General features: G+C 70.0%; 17 protein-coding genes and 1 tRNA gene. 13 read left to right on the top strand and 5 right to left on the bottom strand.

Going from position 1 to position 21,084, the window contains the following annotated elements; all coding sequences use genetic code 11:
- Positions 1 to 255 precede the first annotated feature (255 nt).
- The 4 genes from greA to AAGI91_15435 all read left to right on the top strand — a co-directional run bounded on the left by greA (position 256) and on the right by AAGI91_15435 (position 3,276).
- Positions 256 to 729 (top strand): transcription elongation factor GreA, encoded by a 474-nt coding sequence (gene greA, locus AAGI91_15450; GenBank protein MEM1044008.1) that lies wholly within the window; start codon positions 256 to 258, stop codon positions 727 to 729.
- Between the two features lie 37 nt (positions 730 to 766).
- Positions 767 to 1,468 carry a monofunctional biosynthetic peptidoglycan transglycosylase gene (gene mtgA / locus AAGI91_15445; GenBank protein MEM1044007.1) on the top strand — a complete coding sequence of 234 codons (702 nt, stop codon included), beginning with the start codon at positions 767 to 769 and terminating at the stop codon, positions 1,466 to 1,468.
- Between the two features lie 75 nt (positions 1,469 to 1,543).
- A complete protein-coding gene (locus AAGI91_15440) occupies positions 1,544 to 2,560 on the top strand; it encodes a GntG family PLP-dependent aldolase (GenBank protein ID MEM1044006.1) in 1,017 nt (338 codons plus the stop codon).
- 116 nt (positions 2,561 to 2,676) lie between these two features.
- The gene (locus tag AAGI91_15435; GenBank protein ID MEM1044005.1) at positions 2,677 to 3,276 is read left to right on the top strand and encodes a hypothetical protein; all 600 of its coding nucleotides are present in this window, start codon (positions 2,677 to 2,679) and stop codon (positions 3,274 to 3,276) included.
- Positions 3,277 to 3,281: 5 nt separating this feature from the next.
- Here the strand turns inward: AAGI91_15435 and AAGI91_15430 are convergent, their stop codons facing one another.
- Together AAGI91_15430 and AAGI91_15425 are read right to left on the bottom strand one after the other, a co-directional pair.
- Positions 3,282 to 4,466 (bottom strand): patatin-like phospholipase family protein, encoded by a 1,185-nt coding sequence (locus AAGI91_15430; GenBank protein ID MEM1044004.1) that lies wholly within the window; start codon positions 4,464 to 4,466, stop codon positions 3,282 to 3,284.
- A gap of 39 nt (positions 4,467 to 4,505) precedes the next feature.
- Positions 4,506 to 7,706 carry a PAS domain S-box protein gene (locus AAGI91_15425; GenBank protein MEM1044003.1) on the bottom strand — a complete coding sequence of 1,067 codons (3,201 nt, stop codon included), beginning with the start codon at positions 7,704 to 7,706 and terminating at the stop codon, positions 4,506 to 4,508.
- 242 nt (positions 7,707 to 7,948) lie between these two features.
- Between AAGI91_15425 and AAGI91_15420 the strand changes: the two genes are divergently transcribed.
- The 3 genes from AAGI91_15420 (at position 7,949) to AAGI91_15410 (ending at position 11,282) form a co-directional block, all read left to right on the top strand.
- Positions 7,949 to 8,851, top strand: a complete 903-nt coding sequence (locus tag AAGI91_15420; GenBank protein ID MEM1044002.1) for a DNA-processing protein DprA — start codon at positions 7,949 to 7,951, stop codon at positions 8,849 to 8,851.
- Positions 8,848 to 9,756, top strand: coding sequence for a peptidase (locus tag AAGI91_15415; protein ID MEM1044001.1), 909 nt, complete (start codon positions 8,848 to 8,850; stop codon positions 9,754 to 9,756). The genes AAGI91_15420 and AAGI91_15415 overlap by 4 nt, the downstream gene beginning before the upstream one ends.
- 77 nt (positions 9,757 to 9,833) lie before the next feature.
- A complete protein-coding gene (locus AAGI91_15410; GenBank protein ID MEM1044000.1) occupies positions 9,834 to 11,282 on the top strand; it encodes a T9SS type A sorting domain-containing protein in 1,449 nt (482 codons plus the stop codon).
- A gap of 74 nt (positions 11,283 to 11,356) precedes the next feature.
- Here the strand turns inward: AAGI91_15410 and AAGI91_15405 are convergent, their stop codons facing one another.
- Positions 11,357 to 13,603, bottom strand: coding sequence for a S46 family peptidase (locus tag AAGI91_15405; GenBank protein MEM1043999.1), 2,247 nt, complete (start codon positions 13,601 to 13,603; stop codon positions 11,357 to 11,359).
- A 75-nt stretch (positions 13,604 to 13,678) separates the two neighbouring features.
- Between AAGI91_15405 and AAGI91_15400 the strand changes: the two genes are divergently transcribed.
- Positions 13,679 to 13,762: transfer RNA gene (locus AAGI91_15400), tRNA-Leu, on the top strand.
- A 99-nt stretch (positions 13,763 to 13,861) separates the two neighbouring features.
- On the top strand, positions 13,862 to 15,973 hold the full coding sequence (locus AAGI91_15395; protein MEM1043998.1) for a peptidylprolyl isomerase: 2,112 nt from the start codon (positions 13,862 to 13,864) through the stop codon (positions 15,971 to 15,973).
- A gap of 39 nt (positions 15,974 to 16,012) precedes the next feature.
- On the opposite strand, the gene AAGI91_15390 is transcribed toward AAGI91_15395, so the two are convergent.
- Positions 16,013 to 16,915 carry a DUF4835 family protein gene (locus AAGI91_15390; protein MEM1043997.1) on the bottom strand — a complete coding sequence of 301 codons (903 nt, stop codon included), beginning with the start codon at positions 16,913 to 16,915 and terminating at the stop codon, positions 16,013 to 16,015.
- 141 nt (positions 16,916 to 17,056) lie between these two features.
- Between AAGI91_15390 and AAGI91_15385 the strand changes: the two genes are divergently transcribed.
- The 4 genes from AAGI91_15385 (at position 17,057) to AAGI91_15370 (ending at position 20,799) form a co-directional block, all read left to right on the top strand.
- Entirely contained in the window at positions 17,057 to 17,872 is an 816-nt protein-coding gene (locus AAGI91_15385; protein ID MEM1043996.1) for a hypothetical protein, read from the top strand.
- Positions 17,873 to 17,934: 62 nt separating this feature from the next.
- Positions 17,935 to 20,079, top strand: coding sequence for a helix-hairpin-helix domain-containing protein (locus tag AAGI91_15380; protein ID MEM1043995.1), 2,145 nt, complete (start codon positions 17,935 to 17,937; stop codon positions 20,077 to 20,079).
- Positions 20,080 to 20,156: 77 nt separating this feature from the next.
- On the top strand, positions 20,157 to 20,387 hold the full coding sequence (locus AAGI91_15375; GenBank protein MEM1043994.1) for a hypothetical protein: 231 nt from the start codon (positions 20,157 to 20,159) through the stop codon (positions 20,385 to 20,387).
- On the top strand, positions 20,380 to 20,799 hold the full coding sequence (locus tag AAGI91_15370; protein MEM1043993.1) for a putative toxin-antitoxin system toxin component, PIN family: 420 nt from the start codon (positions 20,380 to 20,382) through the stop codon (positions 20,797 to 20,799). The genes AAGI91_15375 and AAGI91_15370 overlap by 8 nt, the downstream gene beginning before the upstream one ends.
- Before the next feature lie 83 nt (positions 20,800 to 20,882).
- Here the strand turns inward: AAGI91_15370 and AAGI91_15365 are convergent.
- Positions 20,883 to 21,084: T9SS type A sorting domain-containing protein (locus AAGI91_15365; GenBank protein MEM1043992.1), on the bottom strand; the 202-nt coding region annotated here is incomplete at its 5' end.

Raw genomic sequence — 21,084 nt, 5'->3', positions numbered from 1 at the left:
CCACTGTCCCACTGTCCCACTGTCCCACTGTCCCACTGTCCCACTGTCCCACTGTCCCACTGTCCCACTGTCCCACTGTCCCACTGTCCCACTGTCCCACTGTCCCACTGTCCCACTGTCCCACTGTCCCACCGGATTCGCAGGACCTCAACAGGTCAGAACGGCCGCTCAGCATTATATTCCGGCAGCCATTCGCCACGTCCCGGAGCCCGGGGTGCGGCGTTCTTTTTTGTTGGGGACGACACCGACCCACTCATGGACAAGCCTGTTTACCTCACCGAGGAAGCACTCGAAAACCTGAAGGACGAGCTTCGCACCGCCAAGACCAAAGGGCGGCAGGAGATCGCGCAAGAAATCGCCGAGGCGCGCGCCCAAGGCGACCTCTCGGAGAACGCCGAATACGACGCCGCCAAAGAAGCGCAGGGGCACCTCGAGGCCCGCATCGCCAAGCTCGAAACGACGATTGCGAACGCGCGCATGGTCGACGAGAAGCAGATCGACACCTCCAAGGTGTTCATCCTCTCGAAAGTCCGGGTGATGAACAAGAAGTCGAAGAAGGAGGCGACGTACACGCTCGTCTCGGCCGAGGAGGCGGACATGGCGAAGGGCAAGATTTCGGTCGCCAGCCCGGTCGGCAAGAGCCTGCTCGGGCACGAGGTCGGCGACGTGGTGGAGGTGACGGTACCTGCCGGGAAGATCCCGTTCGAGATCCTAGAAATCAGCCGGTAGGGCACTTTTAGGTTTCGGATTTCAGATATCGGATCGCGTGCCTGCCGAGACATTCCAACTCCCCGGTCCGACATCCATCGTCGGCCGCGTGCTGCTCTGGCCGGTCCTCGCAGTGCTGACGTTCTACGGCCTGTGCACGCTCTGGCTCGTGGCGATGCTCGTCGTGCCGCCGCCGGTGACCTCGGTGCAGATCCAGCGCCAGATCGAGGCCGTGTTTGAGGAGGGCGACTTTGACTTTCGCTACACGCCCGTCTCTGGGGCCGCCATCTCGGAGCAGGCTGGGCGCGCCGCCGTCGCCGCCGAGGACACGCGGTTCTACACCCACGGCGGGATCGACTGGGAGGAGATCGAGAAGGTCCGCGCCGACGCCGCCCGGCGCGGCGTGGCACCGCGCGGGGCCTCGACCATCACCCAGCAGCTCGTCAAGAACCTCTTCCTGACGACGCACCGCTCGTACATCCGCAAAGGACTCGAAGTACCCCTCGCCTACCTCGCCGAGCTGATCCTGCCGAAAGAGCGGATTCTGGAGCTGTACCTCAATGTGATCGAGTGGGGGCCGGGCGTCTTCGGGATCGAGGCGGCGGCGCAGCATCATTACGGCATCTCGGCGGCGGACCTGTCGCGCGAGCAGGCGGCCCGCCTCGCCGCCTGTATCCCCAACCCGCGCGCCCGCACCCCGCAGCAGATGGGTAGCTACGCCGGGACGATCCTCACCCGGATGCGCCAGATGGGCTGGTGAGCCGAGTGTCGAGTTACGAGCGACGAGCGACGAACGGGAGTCTTTCTCGTCGTTCGACATCCGCACCTCAACGTTATGCCTGATTTTCGAAGTGATACCGTGACCAAGCCGACGCCTGCGATGCGGCAGGCGATGGCCGAGGCCGAGGTCGGCGACGACGTGTTCGGCGAGGACCCGACCGTGGAGCGGCTGGAGGCGCGGGTGGCAGACCTGCTCGGCAAAGAGGCCGCCCTTTTCGTGCCAACCGGGGTGATGGGCAACCAGCTCGCCATTAAGGTTCACACCCGGCCGGGCGACGAGGTTGTGCTTGCCGAGCGGAGCCACGTCTTCCACTACGAAGCGGGCAGTCCGGCGGTCCTCTCCGGGGTTCAGCTTCGCCCCGTCGGCAACGCGCGCGGGATGCTCACGGGCGGCGACGTGCGCGCCGTCGTGCGCGGGCGCTACGACTGGGAGCCGCGCACTCGGCTCGTCTGCCTCGAAAACACAGTCAACAAGGCCGGCGGCGTGGTCTATCCGCTGGACCTGGCGCACGAGGTCGCTGAGGCAGCGCGCGAGCACGGCCTGGCGCTGCACCTCGACGGGGCGCGGCTGTGGAACGCGGCCGTCGCCTCGGGGCACTCGGAGGCGGACCTCGCCGCGCCGTTCGACACCGTCAGCGTCTGCCTCTCGAAAGGGCTCGGCGCGCCGGTCGGGTCGATGCTGGCGGGCGAGACCGAGACGGTCCGGCTCGCCCGGCGCTACCGCAAGCTCTTCGGCGGCGGGATGCGGCAGGTGGGGATCCTCGCCGCCGCCGGCCTCCACGCCCTCGACTATCACCGGGCCGACCTCGCGGCGGACCACGCCCGCGCCCGCCGCCTCGCCGGGGCCTTCGCCGCACTCCCCGGCTTCGGGATCGACCCGGCCTCGGTCGAGACCAATATCGTCCTCGTCGAGACGAAGCAGCCCGCCGAGGTCGTGCTGGCCCGGCTCGCTGAGCACAGCGTCCAGATGGTGGCCTTTGGGCCGCACACCGTCCGCGCCACGACCCACCGGGACCTCTCGGACGCCGACCTAGACCGCACCCTAAACGTGCTCGCTGAGGCGTTTGGATAAGGAAACGACCGTCCTGCGTGTTGCATCAGTCGAGGCAAACGTGACAAATCTGTGTCGTCTGAAACTTCGGAGTCCGGTTCCCTATCCCATCGCTATCTTGCCGGTAAGAGGGGCTCATGGCTGACTGGTACGAAGTGTTCGACAACGAGCAGGTGCAGTTCGACACGCGCAAGTGGGTCGGACGGCTTGCGGGCGCGCTCGTCGTCGGGTTCGGGGCCGTCATCGGGCTGACGCCGCTCCTGCTGCTCTGGCTGCCCTCGGTCCTGCTCGTGATCGGCCTCGTCAGCGCGCTGCTGACGGCGATGGTGGTGGGGGCCTCCTACGCTTTCCTGCGGCTGCGGAGCGTGGTCTGGTGCGTCAAGCTCTCCGTGCACCGGGTCGTAGGGTACGACTACGCCCGGCGGCGGACGGTCCTCTCGTGGGACGAGATCGAGCGCGTCGAACTCGACGCGAACAGCCTGTCGATCGTGGCTTCGCCGACGGAGAAGCGGCCCGGCCGGGTGCTCCGCGTGCCCCATGTGTTCGCCGACTTCGCGCGTCTGAGCCACCGGACGGTCGAGTATGCCGAGTCGCACAGCCTCCCGGTGTGCGTCGAGGGCCGGCCGTGGCAACTCCTCGACCTGGAGGCGCTCTACCCTTTCCTCGCCGACACCCCCATAACGCAGCCGGCGACGCTGCGGCGCGGCCGCACCCTCGAAGGCGACGAAGAGGCGTAGCGACGCTACCCCTCGATCACCGCGCCGATCTCTTCGGCCCGCGCCTCGGCGTCGCGCTCGCCGATGGCGATGAGGTGGCGGAGGTAGTCCGGCTCGAAGAGCAGCATCGAGAGCCAGTCCGGGCTGCGGGTTTCGTGGGAGCCGAGGCCGCGCATCAGGAAGCGGAACGTCGCCGGCAGCTCGGGCTCGTAGCTGCCGGCGAGGCACCCGAGGTCTTCCGAAGGCCGGACCACGAGGAGGTCTACGGGCCGCAAGCCGCCGGGCTGCGCCGGCCGGCAGTCCTCGACGAGGTGCGAGATGCGGCGGAGCGTGGTGGCGTCCTGGTCGAGCAGGTCGAGGAAGATGCCGTTCATCAGGACGCCCGCGATCTGGGCCGGGGGCGGGTAGCCGATCGTCGCGGGGTTGGCGGCTTCGGCCGCCGTCCGGGCGTAGCGCGTCGAGACGGCGAGGACGCGCTCGGCCCCGAAGTGGAGCGCGGGCGACAGCGGGGCCGTCAGCCGGATGCCGCCGTCGCCGTACCACCCGCCGCCGGTGGGCGTGCGGACGGGAACGGCCGGGAAGATGAACGGCAGTGCGGCCGAGGCCATGACGTGCTCCACGCCGACGCACGCCTCAATGCTCTTGCGGTTGGGCAGGTCCCACGGCTCCAGGTCCCGCCCCTGCGTCCAGGTCACCGAGCGGCCCGTCGCGTAGTCCGTCGCCGTCAGCCCGAAGGCGCGGAGGCGGCCGTCGCGGATGTTCTGCCCGATGCCCTCGATGCCGCGGCCGTGCGGGTCGAGGTGCTGCCGGAGCAGGCGGTAGAGCGGGGTCGTGTCGACGAAGCCGTGCGCGCCCTGCCCGACCTCGCCGCCGGAGAGCAGGCGGCGCAGCCACCGCCACCCGATGCGGAACAGGCTCGGGCCGTCGGTGCGGAAGACCTGGTCGGTCGTCAGGTCGGTCCAGAGCCGGTGCAGGGCCTCGACCGCGTCGGGGAAGCTGCCGGGGTGACTGGCCAGCGAGACTGCGTTGATGGCTCCCGCCGAGACACCAGTGATGATGTCCGGCCGGAACGCGGGCCACTGCCGCGCCAGCCCCCGCATCACCCCGACCTGGTAGGCTGCGCGGGCCCCGCCGCCGCTCATCACGAGGGCGACGGAAGCCTGGGCGCGGGGCGCAGCGGGATGGGCGTCGGAGGATAGCGGCTCGTTCACGCCGCAAGCTACGACGCCGCCGCGTGACGGCGACGCGCGCTACGCGTCGGCGACGGCTACGCCGATGGCGACCAGCGACGCCATCAGGTCGGCCTTCGTGAACGGCTTGCTGAGGTAGGCGTCGAAGCCGGAGTCGAGGAAGCGCTCGCGGTCGCCGGGTAGGGCGTAGGCCGTGAGCGCGAGCGCGGCGACCGTCTCGTGGTTCGGCAGCAGGCGCGCCGCCTGCAGCAGCTCCACGCCGGTCTGCTCCCCGCTGAGGTGGATGTCGAGCACGAGCGCGTCGTAGGCGTTGTCCTTGAGCAGGCCGAGTGCCATGCCCACGTCGCCGGCCACGTCCGCCCGGTAGCGCTGGCCGAGGATGCGCTCGATGAGCAGGCGCGTCTCGGCGTTGTCCTCGACCACCAGCACGCGCGGGCGGTCGTCCTCCGGCTCCTCAGCCTGCTGCCCTTCGCCTTTCGCCAGCGTCATCTCGACGGCCTGCTGCACCTGGTCCTCGCCGAACTCGACCGGGAACGACAGCGTGAAGACGCTGCCCTGGCCCTTCGTACTCTCGACCGAGACGGTGCCGTCCATCAGTTCGACGAGGCGCTTGGTGATGGCGAGGCCGAGCCCGCTGCCGGTGGTGTTGCCCCCGGCTTCCTGCTGGAACTCGTCGAACACGTTCGGCAGGAACGCGCTGCCGATCCCGATCCCGGTGTCCCGAATCCAGATCCGGGCGACTGGGCCGAAGAGGGATGCGCCAACGACGACCTCGCCGCGCTCGGTGAACTTGACGGCGTTGCCGATGAGGTTATTCAGGATGCGGCGGAGGCAGGTGGCGTCGAGCGGCGCGATGACCTCGCTGTCGCTGTCCTCGACCCGGAGGTCGATGCCCTTCTTGTCGGCGAGCGGGGCCAGGAGCCGGACTGTCTGCTTCATCTCCTCGACCACGTCGAGCGGCTCGGCGGACACCTCCACGTTGCCGGACTCCAGGTGGGCCAGGTCGAGGACAGAGTTGAGCGTCTCCATGAGCCGCTTGCCGCTGGTCTCGATGAGGCGCACGACCTCCAGGTTCTCCTCGTCTACCTCGTCGGCCAGGACTCCGGCGAAGCCGAGCAGCGCCGTCAGCGGCGTGCGGATCTCGTGGCTCATGCTGGCGAGGAAGGCCGACTTCTGGTGAACCAGCCGCTCGGCCTCCGTGCGCGCCTCGACGAGGTCGGCCTCGAAGGTCTTGCGCTGCGTCACGTCGCGTCCCGAAACGTACACGTAGGAGCACCGGGCGGTTTCGTCGTAGACGCGCTGGCTCCGGTGCGCCACCCAGCGCTCGCCGCCGGACTTGGTGCGGATCCGGCACTCGAACCGCACGGTCTTCCCTCGCTCGGACGAGTCGAGCGCCTCCTCAACAGCGGGCCGGTCGTCCTCGTGGACGAGGCCGACGAGGCCCTCGTAGCCATCCAACTCGTCAGGGTCGTAACCGCTGATGCGCTTAAAGGCGGCGGTAGCCCACACGATGTCGGTCGAGCCGTCGGCGTCGATCCGCAGCGCGTAGGCGAAGTCGCTGGCCAGTTCCGAGATGACCCGGTACCGGCGCTCGCTCTGCTGGAGCGCCGCCTCCGCCTCGCCGCGCCCCGACTGCTCCACGAGGAGGGAGACGAGGTCCGCGATGGCGACAGCGAAGTCGCGCTCGTCCTCGGTCCAGGCGCGGGACTCGCCGAGGTGCTCGAGCGCGACGAAGCCGATCACCTGGTCCCGCCGCCGCACCGAGGCCAGCAGCACGGCGTGGACGCCGTTGCGGGCGTGGTACACGTCCAGCGCGTAGCGCTCGTCGGCCGGCTTGCCGAGCACGTCCGGCGTCTCTACCACGCGCTGCCGGCTGAGCAGACCGAAGGTCTCGGCCACGGACTCGGCTCGGAACGGGGCGTCGGTGCGGTGCGCGTCTTCGCTGCGCACATAGAGGTCGCGGCACTGCAGCTCGCCGTCGCCGAGGAGCCACAGGCTGGCCCGGCCCGTCTCTGTCTCGCGCGCCACTTCGGCGGTGACGTGCTGCAGGACGTCGTCCGTCTCGCCCCCGAGCGCGGAGAGCTTGGTGAGGACCTTCTGCCGGGCGAGGCGCTGCGCGTTCTGCGTGCGCTCGCGGTGCTCGCGCTCGTGCTGCTCGGTCACGTCCCTCAGCACGCCGGCCTGGCCGATCACCTCGCCCGCCTCGTCGGTCCACGGATGGGCACTGTCTTCCACCCAGCGGGCCGCGCCGTCGGCTGTGCGAATGCGGTACAGAGTGGTTGCAGACCCGTCGCCCTGCGCATCGCCGTCGAGCACCTCGCGCTGCTCGGCGAGGGCATCCAGTCCTCCCTGAGTGGCGAGGCCCTCGGACGTGTAGCCGGTCAGCGATTCGACGGACGGGCTGACTTGGTCGTAGTCGCTGCTTCCAGCGAGGCGGCGGTAGAAGACGAGGCCTGTCGCGTCGGCCATCGTGCGGAGCGAGGCCTCGCTGTCGCGGAGCGCCAGGAGCGCCTGCTGCTGCTCGGTGATGTCCTCGATGGTTCCCTCGTAGTACAGCAACTCCCCTTCGTCGTCGAGGACCGCCCGCGTGTTCTCGCGCGTGCAGACCTCCTCCCCGTCGCGCTCCCACCAGGCTTCGTAGTTCTCGACGCGCCCCTCGGCGCGCAGGGTCTCGGCGAACGCCTCGCGGGGATAGGTGATGGTATCGGAGACGGTTTCGCCCAGCAGGGCGTCCGCGCTCTCGCAGCCGAGGAGCCGCGCGAAGGCCGGGTTGGCGTAGAGGATGCGCCCCTCCTCTGTCGTTCGGTAGAGCCCGATGGGCATCTGCTCGGCGAGGTCGTGGAAGACGGCGTCGGCTGAGGGCTCACCGCTCGCGTGCACCCGGGGTGTCTCCCGCCGCCACCGCAGCGCCTTCGCCACCGCCACGCCGAGCCGGTCCAGGTCCGAGATGCTGACCACGTCGCGCACCCCGGCCTCCAGCAGCGCCACCACCCCTCCGACCTTGTCTTCCTCCGTCACGACGATGACCGGCAGGCGGTCTGCCTGCTGCTCGGTTCGCGCGAGGGCGTCCCACGGTGACAGTCCCGGCAGGCCCTGCCGGAGGATGAGCAGCTTGGCCTTCCCGCGAGCGAGAGCGTTTCCGAGCGCCTCGGGCTGGGTGGCGAACTCGGGGCGCGGGTCGTATCCAGCACGCCGGAGGGCCGCGAGGAGGTCGTCGGCCGGGTCGGGGGCAGCGAGCAGAACGTGCAGGGGGGCGATCATCGGACTAGGGCTGGACGTGGTGGTAATGGGCGGCTTCCCGCGGGGCAAATGCGGTGCCACGGCACCTTGTAGTGGCTCTCCCGGCAAACGGTGCGGTATCTCGTGATGTACGCCCTCTTGTAGGCACAACATTTCCACCACCTATTTCGGATTTACCCCTTCTGCTGGCGCGCACCCTCGCGCCGCAAGCCCATGTGCTCTCCGGGACGCCTATCTTGCTAGGGCTCCCGCCCTCTGCTGCTATGCGCGCGTCCTCCGCTTTCGCCCTCGCCCTGCTCCGCTCGGACGGCATCGGCCGCGTGACGGCCCAGCGCCTGCTGGCCCACTTTCCGACCTACGAGGCCCTTCGGGCTACGCCGCGCGAGCAGGTGCTGCTCCGCATCAAGGGAGCCCCGAACGCGACGACGCTTGTCGGCTACCTCTTCGACCACGGGGGCCTAGGCACCGCCCTTGCCGAGGCCGAGGACGAGCTGGAGCGGCTGGCCGCGCAGCGGGTCGAGGTGCTGACTCCGCATGACGCATGCTGGCCGGCCGGCCTCGCCGACCTCGACCAGAGCGACCGGCCGGTCGTGCTCTACGCCTACGGCCACACCGAGGCCCTGGCCCAGCCCTCGGTGGCGCTCTTCGCCCGGCCTCCGCTGCCAGGGCCTGCCTTTGAGACTGCCCAGGACCTCGTCCGCAAGCTGACTGCGCACGGCGTCGTGGTGATGAGCGGGGCCGAGAGCGGCTTCGACGTGGTCGTCCACAAGCTGTGTGCAGCCGCCGGGCACCCGTCAGTCCTCGTGGCGAACGCCGGGATGGGGCGCATCGCCAAGCCGATCCGCCCCATCGTGAGCGCGGCCATCCGGGCGGGCGGTGCCCTGCTCTCTCCCTTCCCGATGGCGCACGGGCGCTACGGGCATGACGACGCGGAGCGAGCGCTCGTGATGGCAGCGGCGGCCCGCGCCTCCGCCTTCTTCGCCGTGCCGCCAGACTCCTACGAAGCCCGCGCCCTAACGTGGGCCACGGAGCACGACCGGCCGGTCTTCGGCGTCGAAGGTGAGACGGCCCTCCCGCCCCGCGTTCACGCGCTCAACCGGCCGCTCGACCTCGACTGGGTCGTGGCGGCGGCCTCCCCTGAGAACCCTAGCCCTCCCGACGCGTGACGCCGCCGCCCCGCACCCTCTTCGTGTTCCTCGACGGGGTCGGGCTGGGCGCGCCGGGCGAGGCTAACCTCCTCGGCTCCCTCGCGCTACCGAGCTTCGAGCGGCTGGCCGGCGGGCAGCGCTGGACGAGCGAGGCGCAGGCTATTTCCGAGCCTGGTCACGTCTTCCGGCCCATTGACGCGACGCTCGGGGTGGAGGGTCTGCCGCAGAGCGGGACGGGGCAGGCGACGCTCTTCACGGGCGTCAACTGCGCTGAGCGCGCCGGGCGGCACTTCGGCCCGTACCCGCACTCGACCTCGAAGCCGACGATTGCCGAGCACAGCCTGTTTGCGCGCCTGCGCGCAGCCGGGCGGGTCGGCACCTTCGCCAACGCCTACCCCGACCGCTTCTTCCGGTTCGTCGAGAAGCGCAGTCGGTGGACGGTGACGACGCTGTGCTGCGTCGAGGCTGGAGTTGAGCTTCGCCGCGAGGCAGACTTGCGGCGCGGCGAGGCCCTGGCGGCCGACCTCACCGGGGCCGGGTGGCGCGAGCACCTCGGCCTCGACGTGCCGGTCATCACCGAGCGCGCGGCTGGGGAGCGCCTCGCCCGCCTCAGCCCGGAGGCCGACCTCGTCCTCTTCGAGTACTACCTCACCGACAAAGCCGGCCACAGCCGGGACGCCGAGCGCGCCGCGTCCGTGCTCCGCTCGCTCGACGCCTTCTTCGGCGGCCTCCTGGGCGCGCTTGGGCCGGACGACCGGCTCGTCGTCACGAGCGACCACGGCAACCTCGAAGATCTAGGGACGAAGAGCCACACGCGCAACCCGGTCCCGCTCGTAGCGCTCGGGCCGGGGGCCGAAGCACTGGCCGAGGTGCAGAGCTTGGTAGACGTAACGCCTGCGCTTACAGCGACGCCAGAGAAGTAGACGGGCGCGGGGTTTGTTTGCGTTCGGGAGCCTGCACGCCTATGTTGTGTCCGGCTCCCTGATCATTCTATCCTACTATGCTTCGATTCTCATTCCTTGCTCTCCTTCTCACCGCCCTACCGGTCGCTGCGCAGCACGCGCGCCCTGCCGAGACGCTCATCGTCACCAAAACTGCCGACACCGACGACGGGACGTGCGATGCCGACTGCTCGCTCCGCGAAGCCCTCGCCTCCGCGAATGCAGGCATCGACCGCGACTCCGTTCGCTTCGCCCCGGCGCTCGGCGGCGAGACGATTACCCTCGCGCTCGGACAGCTTGAGGTCACCCAGTCCGTCATCCTCGACGCGACGGGGCTAGACCTCACCGTCAGCGGCGGCGGCGCCTCGCGTGTCTTCTACCTCGATGTGTCTCGCGTCTTACCCACAGTTCGAGGCCTCGTCGAAATCATCGGCTTGACGATCGCCGACGGTTTCACCGAAGGTGAGGGCGGAGGCATACTCGCGCGCGGACAAACGTTCCTCGTGCTACGCGAGTCTACGGTGCGTGACAACCGAGCCGCTTCGGGAGGAGGCATCTCTGTCTCTGCTCTAAGCCTTCGTCGTTCGACCGTTGCTAACAACGTCGCGACAAGCGGTGGGGGTGGTGTCTATACAACCTATGCCTCGATCTCGAACAGCACGATCAGCGGGAACAGAGCGGAGTTCGGCGGAGGCCTTCGCACCAGTCCTTTCACCACCTCCGTGATCACAGTGCAAAACAGCACTATTATCGATAACCGCGCCACGGTCGAATCCGGTGGGATTCACAGCTTCGTGTCCATTTGGGACGATTTCAGTGAAGTATCACTTGAGAATAGCATCGTAGCCGGCAACAGGGTGGCCCGAAGCCTGACCGCCCCGAGTGCGAACTGCGGTGGCCTCAACTCGCCCCCGTTCTCCAGAGGATACAACGTCCTCGGCAGCGGCTGCTCCTCGCAAGGCACAGACCGCATCGTCTCGGCTTCCGATGCTGCGGCGCTCGACTTCGCGCTCGCCGACAACGGGGGGCCGACGCTGACGCACGCGCTCCGCGCCCCCGGCGGCGACCCCGCACGGAACCCGGCCATCGACATCGGCGGGACGTGCGGGCCCGCGGATCAGCGCGGCTTCGAGGCACCGGTCGACGGCGACGGCGACGGCATCGCCGCCTGCGACGCAGGAGCCGTCGAGTTCGCGTCGGGAGCGGCGACGCAGCCTGCGCTCGATGCCACGTCGACGGCCCCGTCCTCTTTCGCGCTCGATGCGGCCTATCCCAACCCGTTCCGCACGGCAACCACGCTCGCGCTCGACCTGCCCGAGGCGCGGACGGTGACCCTCACCGTCTACGATGTGCTCGGGCGCGCAGTGCGCACGCTGGCCGAGGGCGAGCTCGAGGCGGGCCGCCACGCAGTCGCCTTCGACGGGGCCGGGCTGCCGAGCGGGGTGTACGTGGTGCGGATGGAGGCGGACGCGTTCACCGCAACACAGCGCGTGACGCTCGTGCGGTAGGCTCGCGGCAGCACGAAAAGAGCGGGGCCGTGCCCGGTGGCGCGGCCCCGCTTGCGTTGCATCTGTCTTCTGGCTTAGCGCGCCGTCATCTTGCCGGAGCGAAGCTCCTCGGCCACGCGCTCGGCGTCGTAGACCGTCTCGAGCACCTCCAGCATCGCGCGCGAGTCCACGCCCACCGTCCGGTTCTGCTGTGGGAGGTAGATGTAGTCGCCCGGCAGGCTCTGGATGTTGCCGTCGAAGGCGACGCCGACGACCTCGAGGTCGCGGTTGAGCATCGGCGAGCCGGAGTTGCCGCCGATGATGTCGTTCGTGGTGACGAAGTTGTAGGGCGTCGTCAGGTCGAGGTCGCCCGGGATCGGCAGCCAGCGGTCGGGGAGGCTGTAGAATTGGCTGTGCTCGTCGTCGGCCTGGAAGGCGAAGTGGCGGTCGTACAGCCCGTAGAACGAGGTGTAGGGCGGGGCGACGGTGCCGTTGTAGTCGTAGCCCTGGACGCGGCCGTCGTTGATGCGGAGCGAGAAGGTCGCGTCCGGCGGGATCTCGGTGCCGTAGACCTCGAAGCGGGCGCGGGCCAGCTCGCCGGCCAGTTCGCCGACCTGCGCGCCGAGGACGCCGTTCTGCTGCTGGAACTCGATGTAGCTCGGCCAGATCGCCGCCGCGACGGCAAGCGCCGGGTCGTCCGACGCCATCAGATCACCCTCAAGCGCAGCCTCGGTACCGGCGTGCGTCGCAAACGCCGATCCGCTGAAGATGTCGCGGGCAGCCTGCTCTACGGAGCGTCCCTGGAGCACGGCCTCGACGAGGTCGCTGTCCGCCCCGAGGTAGTGGACGAAGTCTGCGAGCCGGGCCTCGACGAGCATCCGCTCGAGGTCTGCCGGGCGGTCTTCCTCGACCCGGAGCGCCGCGCCGCGGAACTGGTCGTTCTGCGTCGTTGCGAAGGCGTGGGCGTTGAGGGCGCGCGTGAGCGTGTTCGAGGCCACCGACGAGCCGGGGTTCATCCCGATGAACGCGCCGAACTCAGCGGCGAACTGCTTTGCCTCCTGGCGGTTCTGAGCAATCTGGTCGAAGAGGTCGCCGTAGTCGGCCCGGAGCTGGGCGTCGGTCTCGACCTCCTGGCGGAAGGCGCGCTCGGCGGCGGCGCGGCGGGCGATGACGTAGGGATCCTGCAGCCCTTCGACGCGGCCGGTGTAGGCCTTGCGTCCGTTCGAGAGCGAGAAGTAGGTGTCCTCGATCTCCGGCGTCTCGGGCGCATCGGGGTTCATGTCCACGAAGCGCTCGTAGACGTCGGCGCGTGTGGAGAGGAGGCGGAGCGTAGCCGGCTCCTGTACGTCGCGGCGGTACTCCAGTTGGGCCACCGTCTGGAGGCGCGTCGTCGAGCCGGGGTTGCCGATCACGAAGACGAGCTCACCCTCGTCGGTGCCGTCGGCGCTCCACGGGAAGAAGAAGCCCGACGTGTCGACGGGGTCGCCGTTGTCGTCGTAGGCGCGGAAGAGCGCGAAGTCGAGGCTGTAGCGCGGGTAGGTGAAGTTGTCCGGGTCGCCGCCGAAGAAGCCGAGTTCGTCCTCGGGGGCGAAGACGAGCCGCACGTCGTCGTAGCGCCGGAAGGTGTAGGCCGAGTACTGGCCGCCGTTGTAGAGGGTGATAATCTGGACGCGCATCCCAGCGTCCTCGCCGCCGGCCTCGCCCTCCATCCGCTCCTGGATGGCGTCGATGGCTTCGCGGCGGGCGTTGATCCGCTCGGCGTCGGTCTCCATGCCCTCAGCGGCGGCCTCAACCTCAGCCGTCACGTCGGTGATCTCGATGAGCTGCTCGACGAAGAGGCCGTCCACGAGGCGCTCGTCGCCGAGCTGCTCGGCGTAGAAGCCGTCTGCGCCGAGGTCCTCGCCCTCGGCGGTGACCTGGGTGATGCTCTGGCGGGCGCAGTGGTGGTTGGTGAGGATCAGCCCATCCGGCGAGACGAACGAGGACGAGCAGTAGGTAGCGAAGCGGAGTGCGGCGAGGTGGGCCTGCTCGAACCACTCGTCGCCCGGCGAGAAGCCGTAGGTCTCGGCGAGGTAGGCGCGCGGCGGGTTGTCGAAGGTGAACATCCGCCCGTTGTCGAAGCGTCCGGCCTGGACCGTGTCGGGGTCGAGGAGCATAGGCGCGGTCAGGCCGGCCATCTCCTCCATCGCGCCCTCCATCTCGTCCATCATGGCGTTGTCCGTCATCTCGGGCTCCTCCATCGCCGGAGGGGTGGACGGCGGTGCGGTGGTGACCACCTCGGTGCTGGAACAGGCGGCCAGCACGAGGGCGAGCAGCAGGGAGAGTGCGATGCGTGACGTCATGGGTCTGATCGGTGTGAGAAGGGGGAGAGTGGCAGCGTTATATTGACGGTCGCTGCCGGCAAAGGCGGCGGTTCTGCGAGAGTGGCGGAATAGGTAGACGCGCGAGATTTAGGATCTCGTGGGGTAACACCCGTGGGGGTTCGAGTCCCCCCTTTCGCACCCTTCCGAGCACAGCCCGGCCGGCGCAAGATAGCCGCTGCCGGGCTGTTTTTGTTCTCCACGTTCCGTTTCGACGTACTCTTCGCACACGGCCCCGCCATGCGCTTCGCCCTCCCGCTCGCTCTGCTCGCCTCGCTCGCCGGCTGCTCCTACACGCAGCCCGAGCGCATCCTACCCCCGCCGCCGCCTTTGTCGCCGGAGGCCGCCTACGCCCGGCCGAGCGACGGCCTCCTCGACCGGGCAGACTTGCAAGCCGTCGCCGAGCACCAGACGCGGCGCGACACGGCGGCGCTGCGGGCGTTCCTGACGGACGACGAGGCCGCGGTGCGGGCACGGGCAGCCCTCGCCCTCGGCTCGGTGCAGGACGCGGGCGCGGTGCCGCTCCTGCTAGCGCTCCTCAGCGATCCGGCCCCGACGGTCCGGGCCGACGCCGCGTTCGCCCTCGGCCAGAGCGCCGACTCGGCGGCCGCGATCCCGCTCATCGACGCCCTCCGCGCCGAGCGCGACGCCGAGGTGCAGCGCCTGCTGCTCGACGCCCTCGGCAAGACCGGCGGCCGGGCAACGCTTGCGGCACTCCCCGACCTGCCACTTGATGCGGCCCTCGACCCGGCGCGGGCGCTCGCTTTGGCCCGCTACGGCCTGCGCGGCGTCCACGACCGCACCGCCACCCGCTGGCTCGCGGACCGCCTCACCGCGCCCGACGCGGACCTGCGGCAGCACGCCGCCTACTACTTCGGGCGGACGCGCGACCCGGCCCCGTGGCAGCACGTCAGCGACCGCCTCTTCGACGCCTCCGACGCGCGCTCGCCCGACGACCCGGCGCAGATGCACCTCGCCCTCGCCCTCGGCCGGCTCGACCCAATGCGGGCGGCGGCGCGCCTGCTGCCACTGCTTCGCCGGAGCGACGACTGGCGCGTCCGCACGAACGCCGTGCGTGCCCTCACCCGGCCCGACGCCGCCGACGCCGTGCAGCACGCCCTCCTCGTCGCGCTCGACGACGCCTCCATCCACGTCGCGGCCACGGCGGCGGCAGCCCTCGCCGCGGTGGATACGCTTCCCAGCGAACGCCTCGACCGCATCGAAGCGTGGACCGAGGCGCATCCCGAGCGCTGGCGCGTGTGGGCACCGCTGCTGCCCGCGCTCCGGGCGGGCGGGCGCGAGCGGACGGTCTTTCGCTGGGTGCAGAGCGTGAGTCCGCAGCGCAATGGCGAGGTCCTACCTGCGCACGAAGCGCCCTTCGCCTATGCCGCAGCGCTCGGCACCCTTGCCCAAACGGGATCCGAAGGGCGCGACCTGCTCGCCGCTGCCGCCCGGAACGACGACCCGCGTATCGCCTATGCTGCGCTCGAAGCCCTCAAGACAGACTGGGAGGCAGACCGGACAGCCGCACGGGCCCCGCTCTACTTCGACTCGTTCGCCGAGGCACTCCGGCGGCGCGACCTCGCCACGGCCTACGCCGCCGCGCCGGCCCTCGCCGACTCGCTCTTCCAGCCGCTCGGCGCGTCGGCTGTCCTCCGCGAGACGTATGCCGAGATGAGTACGCCCGACGACATCGAGCCGATGGTCGCTATCGTCCAGGCGCTCGGGGAGATCCGGGACACGACGGCGGTCCCGTTTCTGCTCGACGTGGCGCTCGAAGGGCCGCACCCGACGATCCGGCAGGCCGCCGCCGCCATGCTCAGCGAGCGCTTCGGGCGCGGCGTGGACTTCGAGGCGACGGGCCTCGCCCCGCCGGACTTTCCCGCGCTCGACTGGCCGTACCTCCGGTCCCTCGGGCGGCACCCGCTGCTGACGCTGGAGACCGACCGGGGCCAGATCGTGCTGGAGCTAGACACCGAAGCTGCGCCGCTGACCGTGCAGACCATCACCCGCTTCGCCGAGCGCGGGGCGTATGACGGCGTGCCCTTCCACCGCGTCGTCCCCAACTTTGTGGTCCAGGGCGGGGACTTCGTCCGGGCTGACGGCTTCGGCGGGCCGGGCGTGTTTCTCCCGAGCGAGTTCGCCCGCGTGCCCTACCGGCGCGGCACTGTCGGCATGGCCTCGGCCGGGAAAGACACCGAGGGGTCGCAGTTCTTCGTCACGCACTCGGCGCAGCCCCACCTCGACGGGCGCTACACGGCCTTCGGGCGCGTCGCCCGTGGGCAAGACGTGGCCGACGCCATCGTGCAAGGTGACCGCGTACTCGAAGTACGAGTGACGAGCGACGAATGACGAGCGAGGACCCACTCGACACTCGTCGTTCGTAGCTCGTCACTCCAACAGTCGGTCGTAGTCGCTGGAGCGGGCCGGGTCCATCTCGATCAGCATCGTGTAGAGCTGGTTCTTGACCTCGTCGGCCTCCTCGAACACGTCGCCGATCTCGCGGGCCTTGACGGTGAAGAACACGTCGGTGGCGTACTTCCGCGCGACTTCGAGGAAGAGTTCGTAGATGCCCTCGATGGCCGTGAAGCCCGTCTGCCACGCGGTCTCGTGGTCCTGCGTGAAGAGGTCGAGCGTCCCGAAGTGGTAGAGGTAGTAGGCCCGGCGCAGCGCCTCGTAGCGCGGGTCGAGGAGCTGGCGCACGAGCGCCGTCCGCGTCCGGTCGTCGCCGATCGAGACCCAGCCGGGGTCGCCCTGGGACTGGGCGAGTTCGGAGATTTCGCGGGCCTGCTCGAAGAACGGCGTGCCGCCCAGCTCGGCGAACGTGTCGTAGTCGTAGCCGAGAATCATGAACGCGTAGAAGTCCAGGATGCTCGTCAGCGAGTCGTAGCGGTTGGCGTCGAAGATGAGCGGCTGCCCGCGGTTGTACTGGAACTGCCACTCGGTGTCGGCCACCTGGAAGACGGTCGTGTTGCGCACCGTCGCGTAGATCGGGCGGCGCGCCTGCACGATGATCTGGGCGGTGAACCGGTCCAGGCCCTGCGCGTCGAGGACCTCGATCCGCACGTTGCAGTCGATCTCCTCGATCCCGCGCCGGAAGCGGTCGTCGGTCCACGAGCGGTTGTTGAAGTACTGCTCGATCTGCTCCTCCAGGTCGTCCAGGAAGTCGAACTCGTTGCCGCCGAGCGAGCTGTACTCGACCCGGACGGTGCAGAGCAGCTCCTGCGCTGCCGCGCCGGGCGCGGCGGTCAGCAGGCAGGCGAGCAGGACGAGGGCGCGAGCGGCGAGGCGCATGGCTGTCGGGAGGGGTCGGGGGCAGGTAAAGTACGTTCACCGGGCGGCCGCGAGCGACAGGCCGCGTCGTCTATTACGGCGCAACCGCGGGGAATCGTATACTTTCCGAGCCCGCCTCCCGCTCACGCCGCCTGCCCGCTCGTGTACCGCCTGCTCGCGCTCCTCGTGCTCGCTGCCTGCCCGGCGGCGCACGCCCAGCTCGTCCCGCTCGCCGAGGGCGGGGCGCGGGCGCTCGCGCTTGGGCGGGCCGCGGCGGCGCTCGGCGGCGACGTGTGGGGCCACCACAACCCGGCGAGCTGGGCGACGCTCCCCGGCCGCGCCGGGTCGGCCTTCGCCTCGCAGGCGTTCGGGCTGAGCGAACTCCGCCTCGGGGCCGTCGCCCTCGCCGAGCCGACGCGGTTCGGGACCGTCGCGGCGAGCGCGCGGACCTACGGGTTCGAGGACTTCCGCGAGACCGTCTTCGGCCTCGGGGTCGCCCGGTCGTTCGCCGTCTCGGCCACGCGGCGCGTCCACGCCGGGCTGCGGCTCGGCTACACCTCGGTCTCGATCCCGACCTTCGGCTCGGCCGGCGCGCTCGGCCTCTCGCTCGGGGCACTAACGGAAGTGCTCCCCGGCCTCGACTTCGGCTTCCACGCCTACAACCTCAACCGGCCCGAGATCACCGAGGCCGATCCGCTCCGACGCGGCCTGGAGGTCGGCCTCGCGTACCGTCCGGCCGAGCAGGCCCTCGTCCTGGTCGGCGTCGACAAAGAGGTGGACTTTCCGGTCTCGTTCCGGGGCGGGCTGGAGGTGCAGCCGGTCGAGGTGCTCTTCCTCCGGGCCGGGGTCACGACCGAGCCCGTCCGTTTCAGCGCGGGCGTCGGCGTCGCCCTCGGCATCCTCCGCGCCGACGTGGCCGCCGAGCGCCACGAGGTGATCGGCTGGACGCCCAGCTTCGGCTTCGGCGTTCAGTTTTAGGAACGGAGGAGCGGATGAACGGAAGAGGGGAAGAACACACAGGTCGGGCACGGCGGCGGATCTTGAACTCTTTCCTGCTTCCGCTCTTCCTGGCTTTCGCTCTTAGCCCCGTCGCGCTCGCCCAGCCCGTGCCCGGCACGACCGGGACCGAGGCCGAGGCCGTCCTCGAAGACCTCACCGACGACGAGATCTCCGGCGATCCGACGGACCTGCTGGAACTGCTCGCCGACCTCCGCGAGAACCCGCTCGACATCAACACGGCCCCGGCCGAGGACCTCGCGCTCGTCCCCGCCTTCTCGCCGCTCGTCGCCGAAACCATCGTCCGCTTCCGCGAGACGTCCGGGCCGTTCGGGTCGATCCCCGAGCTTCGGAGCGTCGAGGGCGTCACCGAAGACGTGTTCTTCGAGGCGCGGCCGTACCTGAGGATCGGCCCCGAACTCGCCGTCGTTCGGACGATCTCGCCGTACCCGTCGGTGCCGTCGCTCGCCGAGGTCCGCGCCGGGGCGCGCGTCGAGGTGCTCCAGCGGCTGACGCGGCGGCTCGACCTCGGCGAGGGGTTCGACGCGCTCCCCGACAGCCTGGTGGACGATCCCGACGCGCCGACGCGGTTCGCGGGCTCGCCCGAGCGGATCTACACCCGCGTCCGGGCGACCTACCGCCGGAACGTCAGCGCGAACGTCACGCTCGAAAAAGACCCCGGCGAGCAGTTCACGTTCGAGGGCGAGAGCGTCGGCTACGACTTCGCCTCGTTCCACCTCGCCGCGCTCCGCGTGGGCCGGATCGAGGCGCTCGTCGTCGGCGACTACGTGGCGGAGTTCGGGCAGGGGCTCGCGCTGTGGCGGGCCGCCGGGTTCGGGAAGGGGCGCGCGTCGGTCCGCCCGCTCATCCGGCGCGGGCGCGGCCTCCGGCCCTACGGCTCGACCGACGAGAACCGGTTCTTCCGCGGCGTCGGGGCGACGGTCGCCGTCACGCCCGCCCTCTACCTCACCGCCTTCGGGAGCCGCCGCGCGCTCGACGCCTCGTTCAACGACGTCGACACGACCGACGTCGAGGCCCCGATCACCGACGCAACCGTCGCTGGGCTGCCGGCCGACGGGCTGCACCGGACCCCGAGTGAGATCGCCCGCAAGGACGCCCTCGGCCAGACCCTCTTCGGCGGCGGCGCAGAGGTCCGGTTCGACCGGGCGACGGTCGGCGTAGTCGGCTACAGCGCCCGATTTGACAACCCGGTTGCGCCCGGCGAGCGACCCTTCGAGCGGTTCGACTTCGCGGGCGACGCCGCGACGGTCGCGAGCGCCTACGCCAACGTCTTCCTCGGCACGTTCCAGCTTTTCGGCGAGGTCGCGTCGTCGGACGGTGTCGTTGCCGGGGTCGGCGGGGCCGAGGCGAGCCTCGACCGGCTCGACGCCGTCGTCCTCGCCCGGCACTACCCGCGCGACTTCGCGAGCCTCCACGGCTACGCCTTCGGCGAGCGCAACGGGCGCGGGCAGAACGAGACCGGGCTCTACCTCGGCCTGAAGCTGCGCCCGGCGCGGCGGTGGGTGGTCTCGGGCTTCTTCGACCAGTACCGCTTCCCGTGGGTGCGCTTCGCCGTCCCGCGCCCGGCGACAGGCCACGAGGCGCTGCTCTACGTCGAGCACACCCCCCGCCGCTGGCTCACGCTCTACGCCCAGGGCCGGACCGAGACGCGCGAGACGGCGGCCGACTTTGCTCAGCCGACCGGAGCCGTCCTCGAAGGCCTGGTGCCGGAGACGCGGCGCAGCCTCCGCGTCCAGGGCGAGTACCTCGCCAACCGCGACCTCCGCTTCCGCACCCGGATCGAGGGGTCGCACTACCGCCAGGCCGACCAGCCGGCCGCGACCGGCGTGCTCCTCTTCCAGGACGTGCGCTGGCAACTCACGAAGGCGCTCCGGCTCGACGCGCGGCTGACGTTCTTCGACACCGAGGGCTTCGACGCCCGGCTCTACCAGTTCGAGAACGACCTCACCGGCGTCTTCGCCAACACGCTCCTCTTCGGGCGCGGCACGCGGACCTACGCCATGCTGAGCTTCCGCCCCGGCGGCCGGTTCGAGGGGCTCGACCTCCGCGCGAAGCTCGCCTCGACGCGCTTCGAGGACCGGCCGACGGTCAGCAGCGGGCTCAGCGAGATCGATGGCCCGCGCGTGCGCGACCTCGCCCTCCAACTCCGCTACCGCTTCGGCGGCTAGCGCTGAGCGTTTCCGGCGTAGCGGGAACTGCTTGTGCGCGCTGCAGTGGGAAGAATTTTGGCATCCTGAGACGCCTCATGCAGACCGAAGAGATCATACTAACCGTGCCAAGCGACGTAGCGCGACGCTTCCGCGACGCGACGCCGGAGCAACGGGAGCGGGCGAAAGAAGCAGTAGCTCAGGCCGTCATGTCGCGTGACGAGCAGGTGCGCGAACTGGAACGGCGTATGAACCAGATGGCAGCCACGGCCCGCGAGCGTGGCCTGACCGACGCCCGGCTAGAGGAGTTGTTGCGCGGCGATGGCTGAATGGCAGCGCTTCGTGTTCGACACCAGCACCGTCATCGGTGCCGCCCTCAGCCCGGAAGGCAAACCGCGCGCGGCCCTCGTGCAGGCCGCGCTCCACGGAGAGCTGTGCGCCTCGGTAGCGGCTTATTCGGAACTCACGAGTCGTCTGTCCAGGCCGAAGTTCGACCGATACCTCGACGACGCCGAGCGGACGGCCTTCTTGGACTGGTTTGAGGGGTTGCTCTCTTTTGTGCCCGTCACGACGTCTGTAACGGACTGCCGCGACCTGGACGACAACAAGTTCCTTGCGCTAGCGCTCGACAGCGCAGCCGACGTGCTCGTCAGCAGCGACGCCGATCTGCTGGTGCTCCACCCGTACCGAGGCATTGCCGTTCTCTCGCCGACCGACTTTCTCCGGGAGTTGGCGGAGTAGTATGGAGGCTGGGCGAGATCTGAGGCTGCGCGTGCGCGACCTCACCCTCCAACTCCGCTACCGCTTCGGCGGCTCGTAGACGCTCACCGTACTACCGTCAACCGGCGCACGAGGGACGCACCGCCACCCTCTACGCGAACCAGATACACCCCGCTCGGGAGCCCTGCCGCCTCCAGCCGGAAGCGGTGCGTGCCGCCCGCCAGCGGCCCGGCGTGCAGCCGCGCCACCCGCCGACCGAGTACGTCGAAGACTGCCACCGTCGCCTCACCGGCCTCGGGCAGCGTG

The sequence above is a fragment of the Bacteroidota bacterium genome, from assembly GCA_038746285.1.
In the GTDB taxonomy this organism is placed as follows: Bacteria; Bacteroidota; Rhodothermia; order Rhodothermales; family JANQRZ01; genus JANQRZ01.
The sequence above is the reverse complement of the archived record's forward strand: the minus strand, read 5'-3'. Positions and strand labels throughout refer to the sequence as shown.

Bases quoted from the DNA above. Each gene is read 5' to 3' on its own strand.
- AAGI91_15405 (MEM1043999.1), bottom strand. From the start codon at position 13,603: ATGACGTCACGCATCGCACTCTCCCTGCTGCTCGCCCTCGTGCTGGCC.
- AAGI91_15390 (MEM1043997.1), bottom strand. From the start codon at position 16,915: ATGCGCCTCGCCGCTCGCGCCCTCGTCCTGCTCGCCTGCCTGCTGACC.
- AAGI91_15410 (MEM1044000.1), top strand. From the start codon at position 9,834: ATGCTTCGATTCTCATTCCTTGCTCTCCTTCTCACCGCCCTACCGGTC.
- AAGI91_15420 (MEM1044002.1), top strand. From the start codon at position 7,949: ATGCGCGCGTCCTCCGCTTTCGCCCTCGCCCTGCTCCGCTCGGACGGC.
- AAGI91_15395 (MEM1043998.1), top strand. From the start codon at position 13,862: ATGCGCTTCGCCCTCCCGCTCGCTCTGCTCGCCTCGCTCGCCGGCTGC.
- AAGI91_15425 (MEM1044003.1), bottom strand. From the start codon at position 7,706: ATGATCGCCCCCCTGCACGTTCTGCTCGCTGCCCCCGACCCGGCCGAC.
- AAGI91_15370 (MEM1043993.1), top strand. From the start codon at position 20,380: ATGGCTGAATGGCAGCGCTTCGTGTTCGACACCAGCACCGTCATCGGT.
- greA (MEM1044008.1), top strand. From the start codon at position 256: ATGGACAAGCCTGTTTACCTCACCGAGGAAGCACTCGAAAACCTGAAG.
- AAGI91_15435 (MEM1044005.1), top strand. From the start codon at position 2,677: ATGGCTGACTGGTACGAAGTGTTCGACAACGAGCAGGTGCAGTTCGAC.
- AAGI91_15375 (MEM1043994.1), top strand. From the start codon at position 20,157: ATGCAGACCGAAGAGATCATACTAACCGTGCCAAGCGACGTAGCGCGA.
- AAGI91_15440 (MEM1044006.1), top strand. From the start codon at position 1,544: ATGCCTGATTTTCGAAGTGATACCGTGACCAAGCCGACGCCTGCGATG.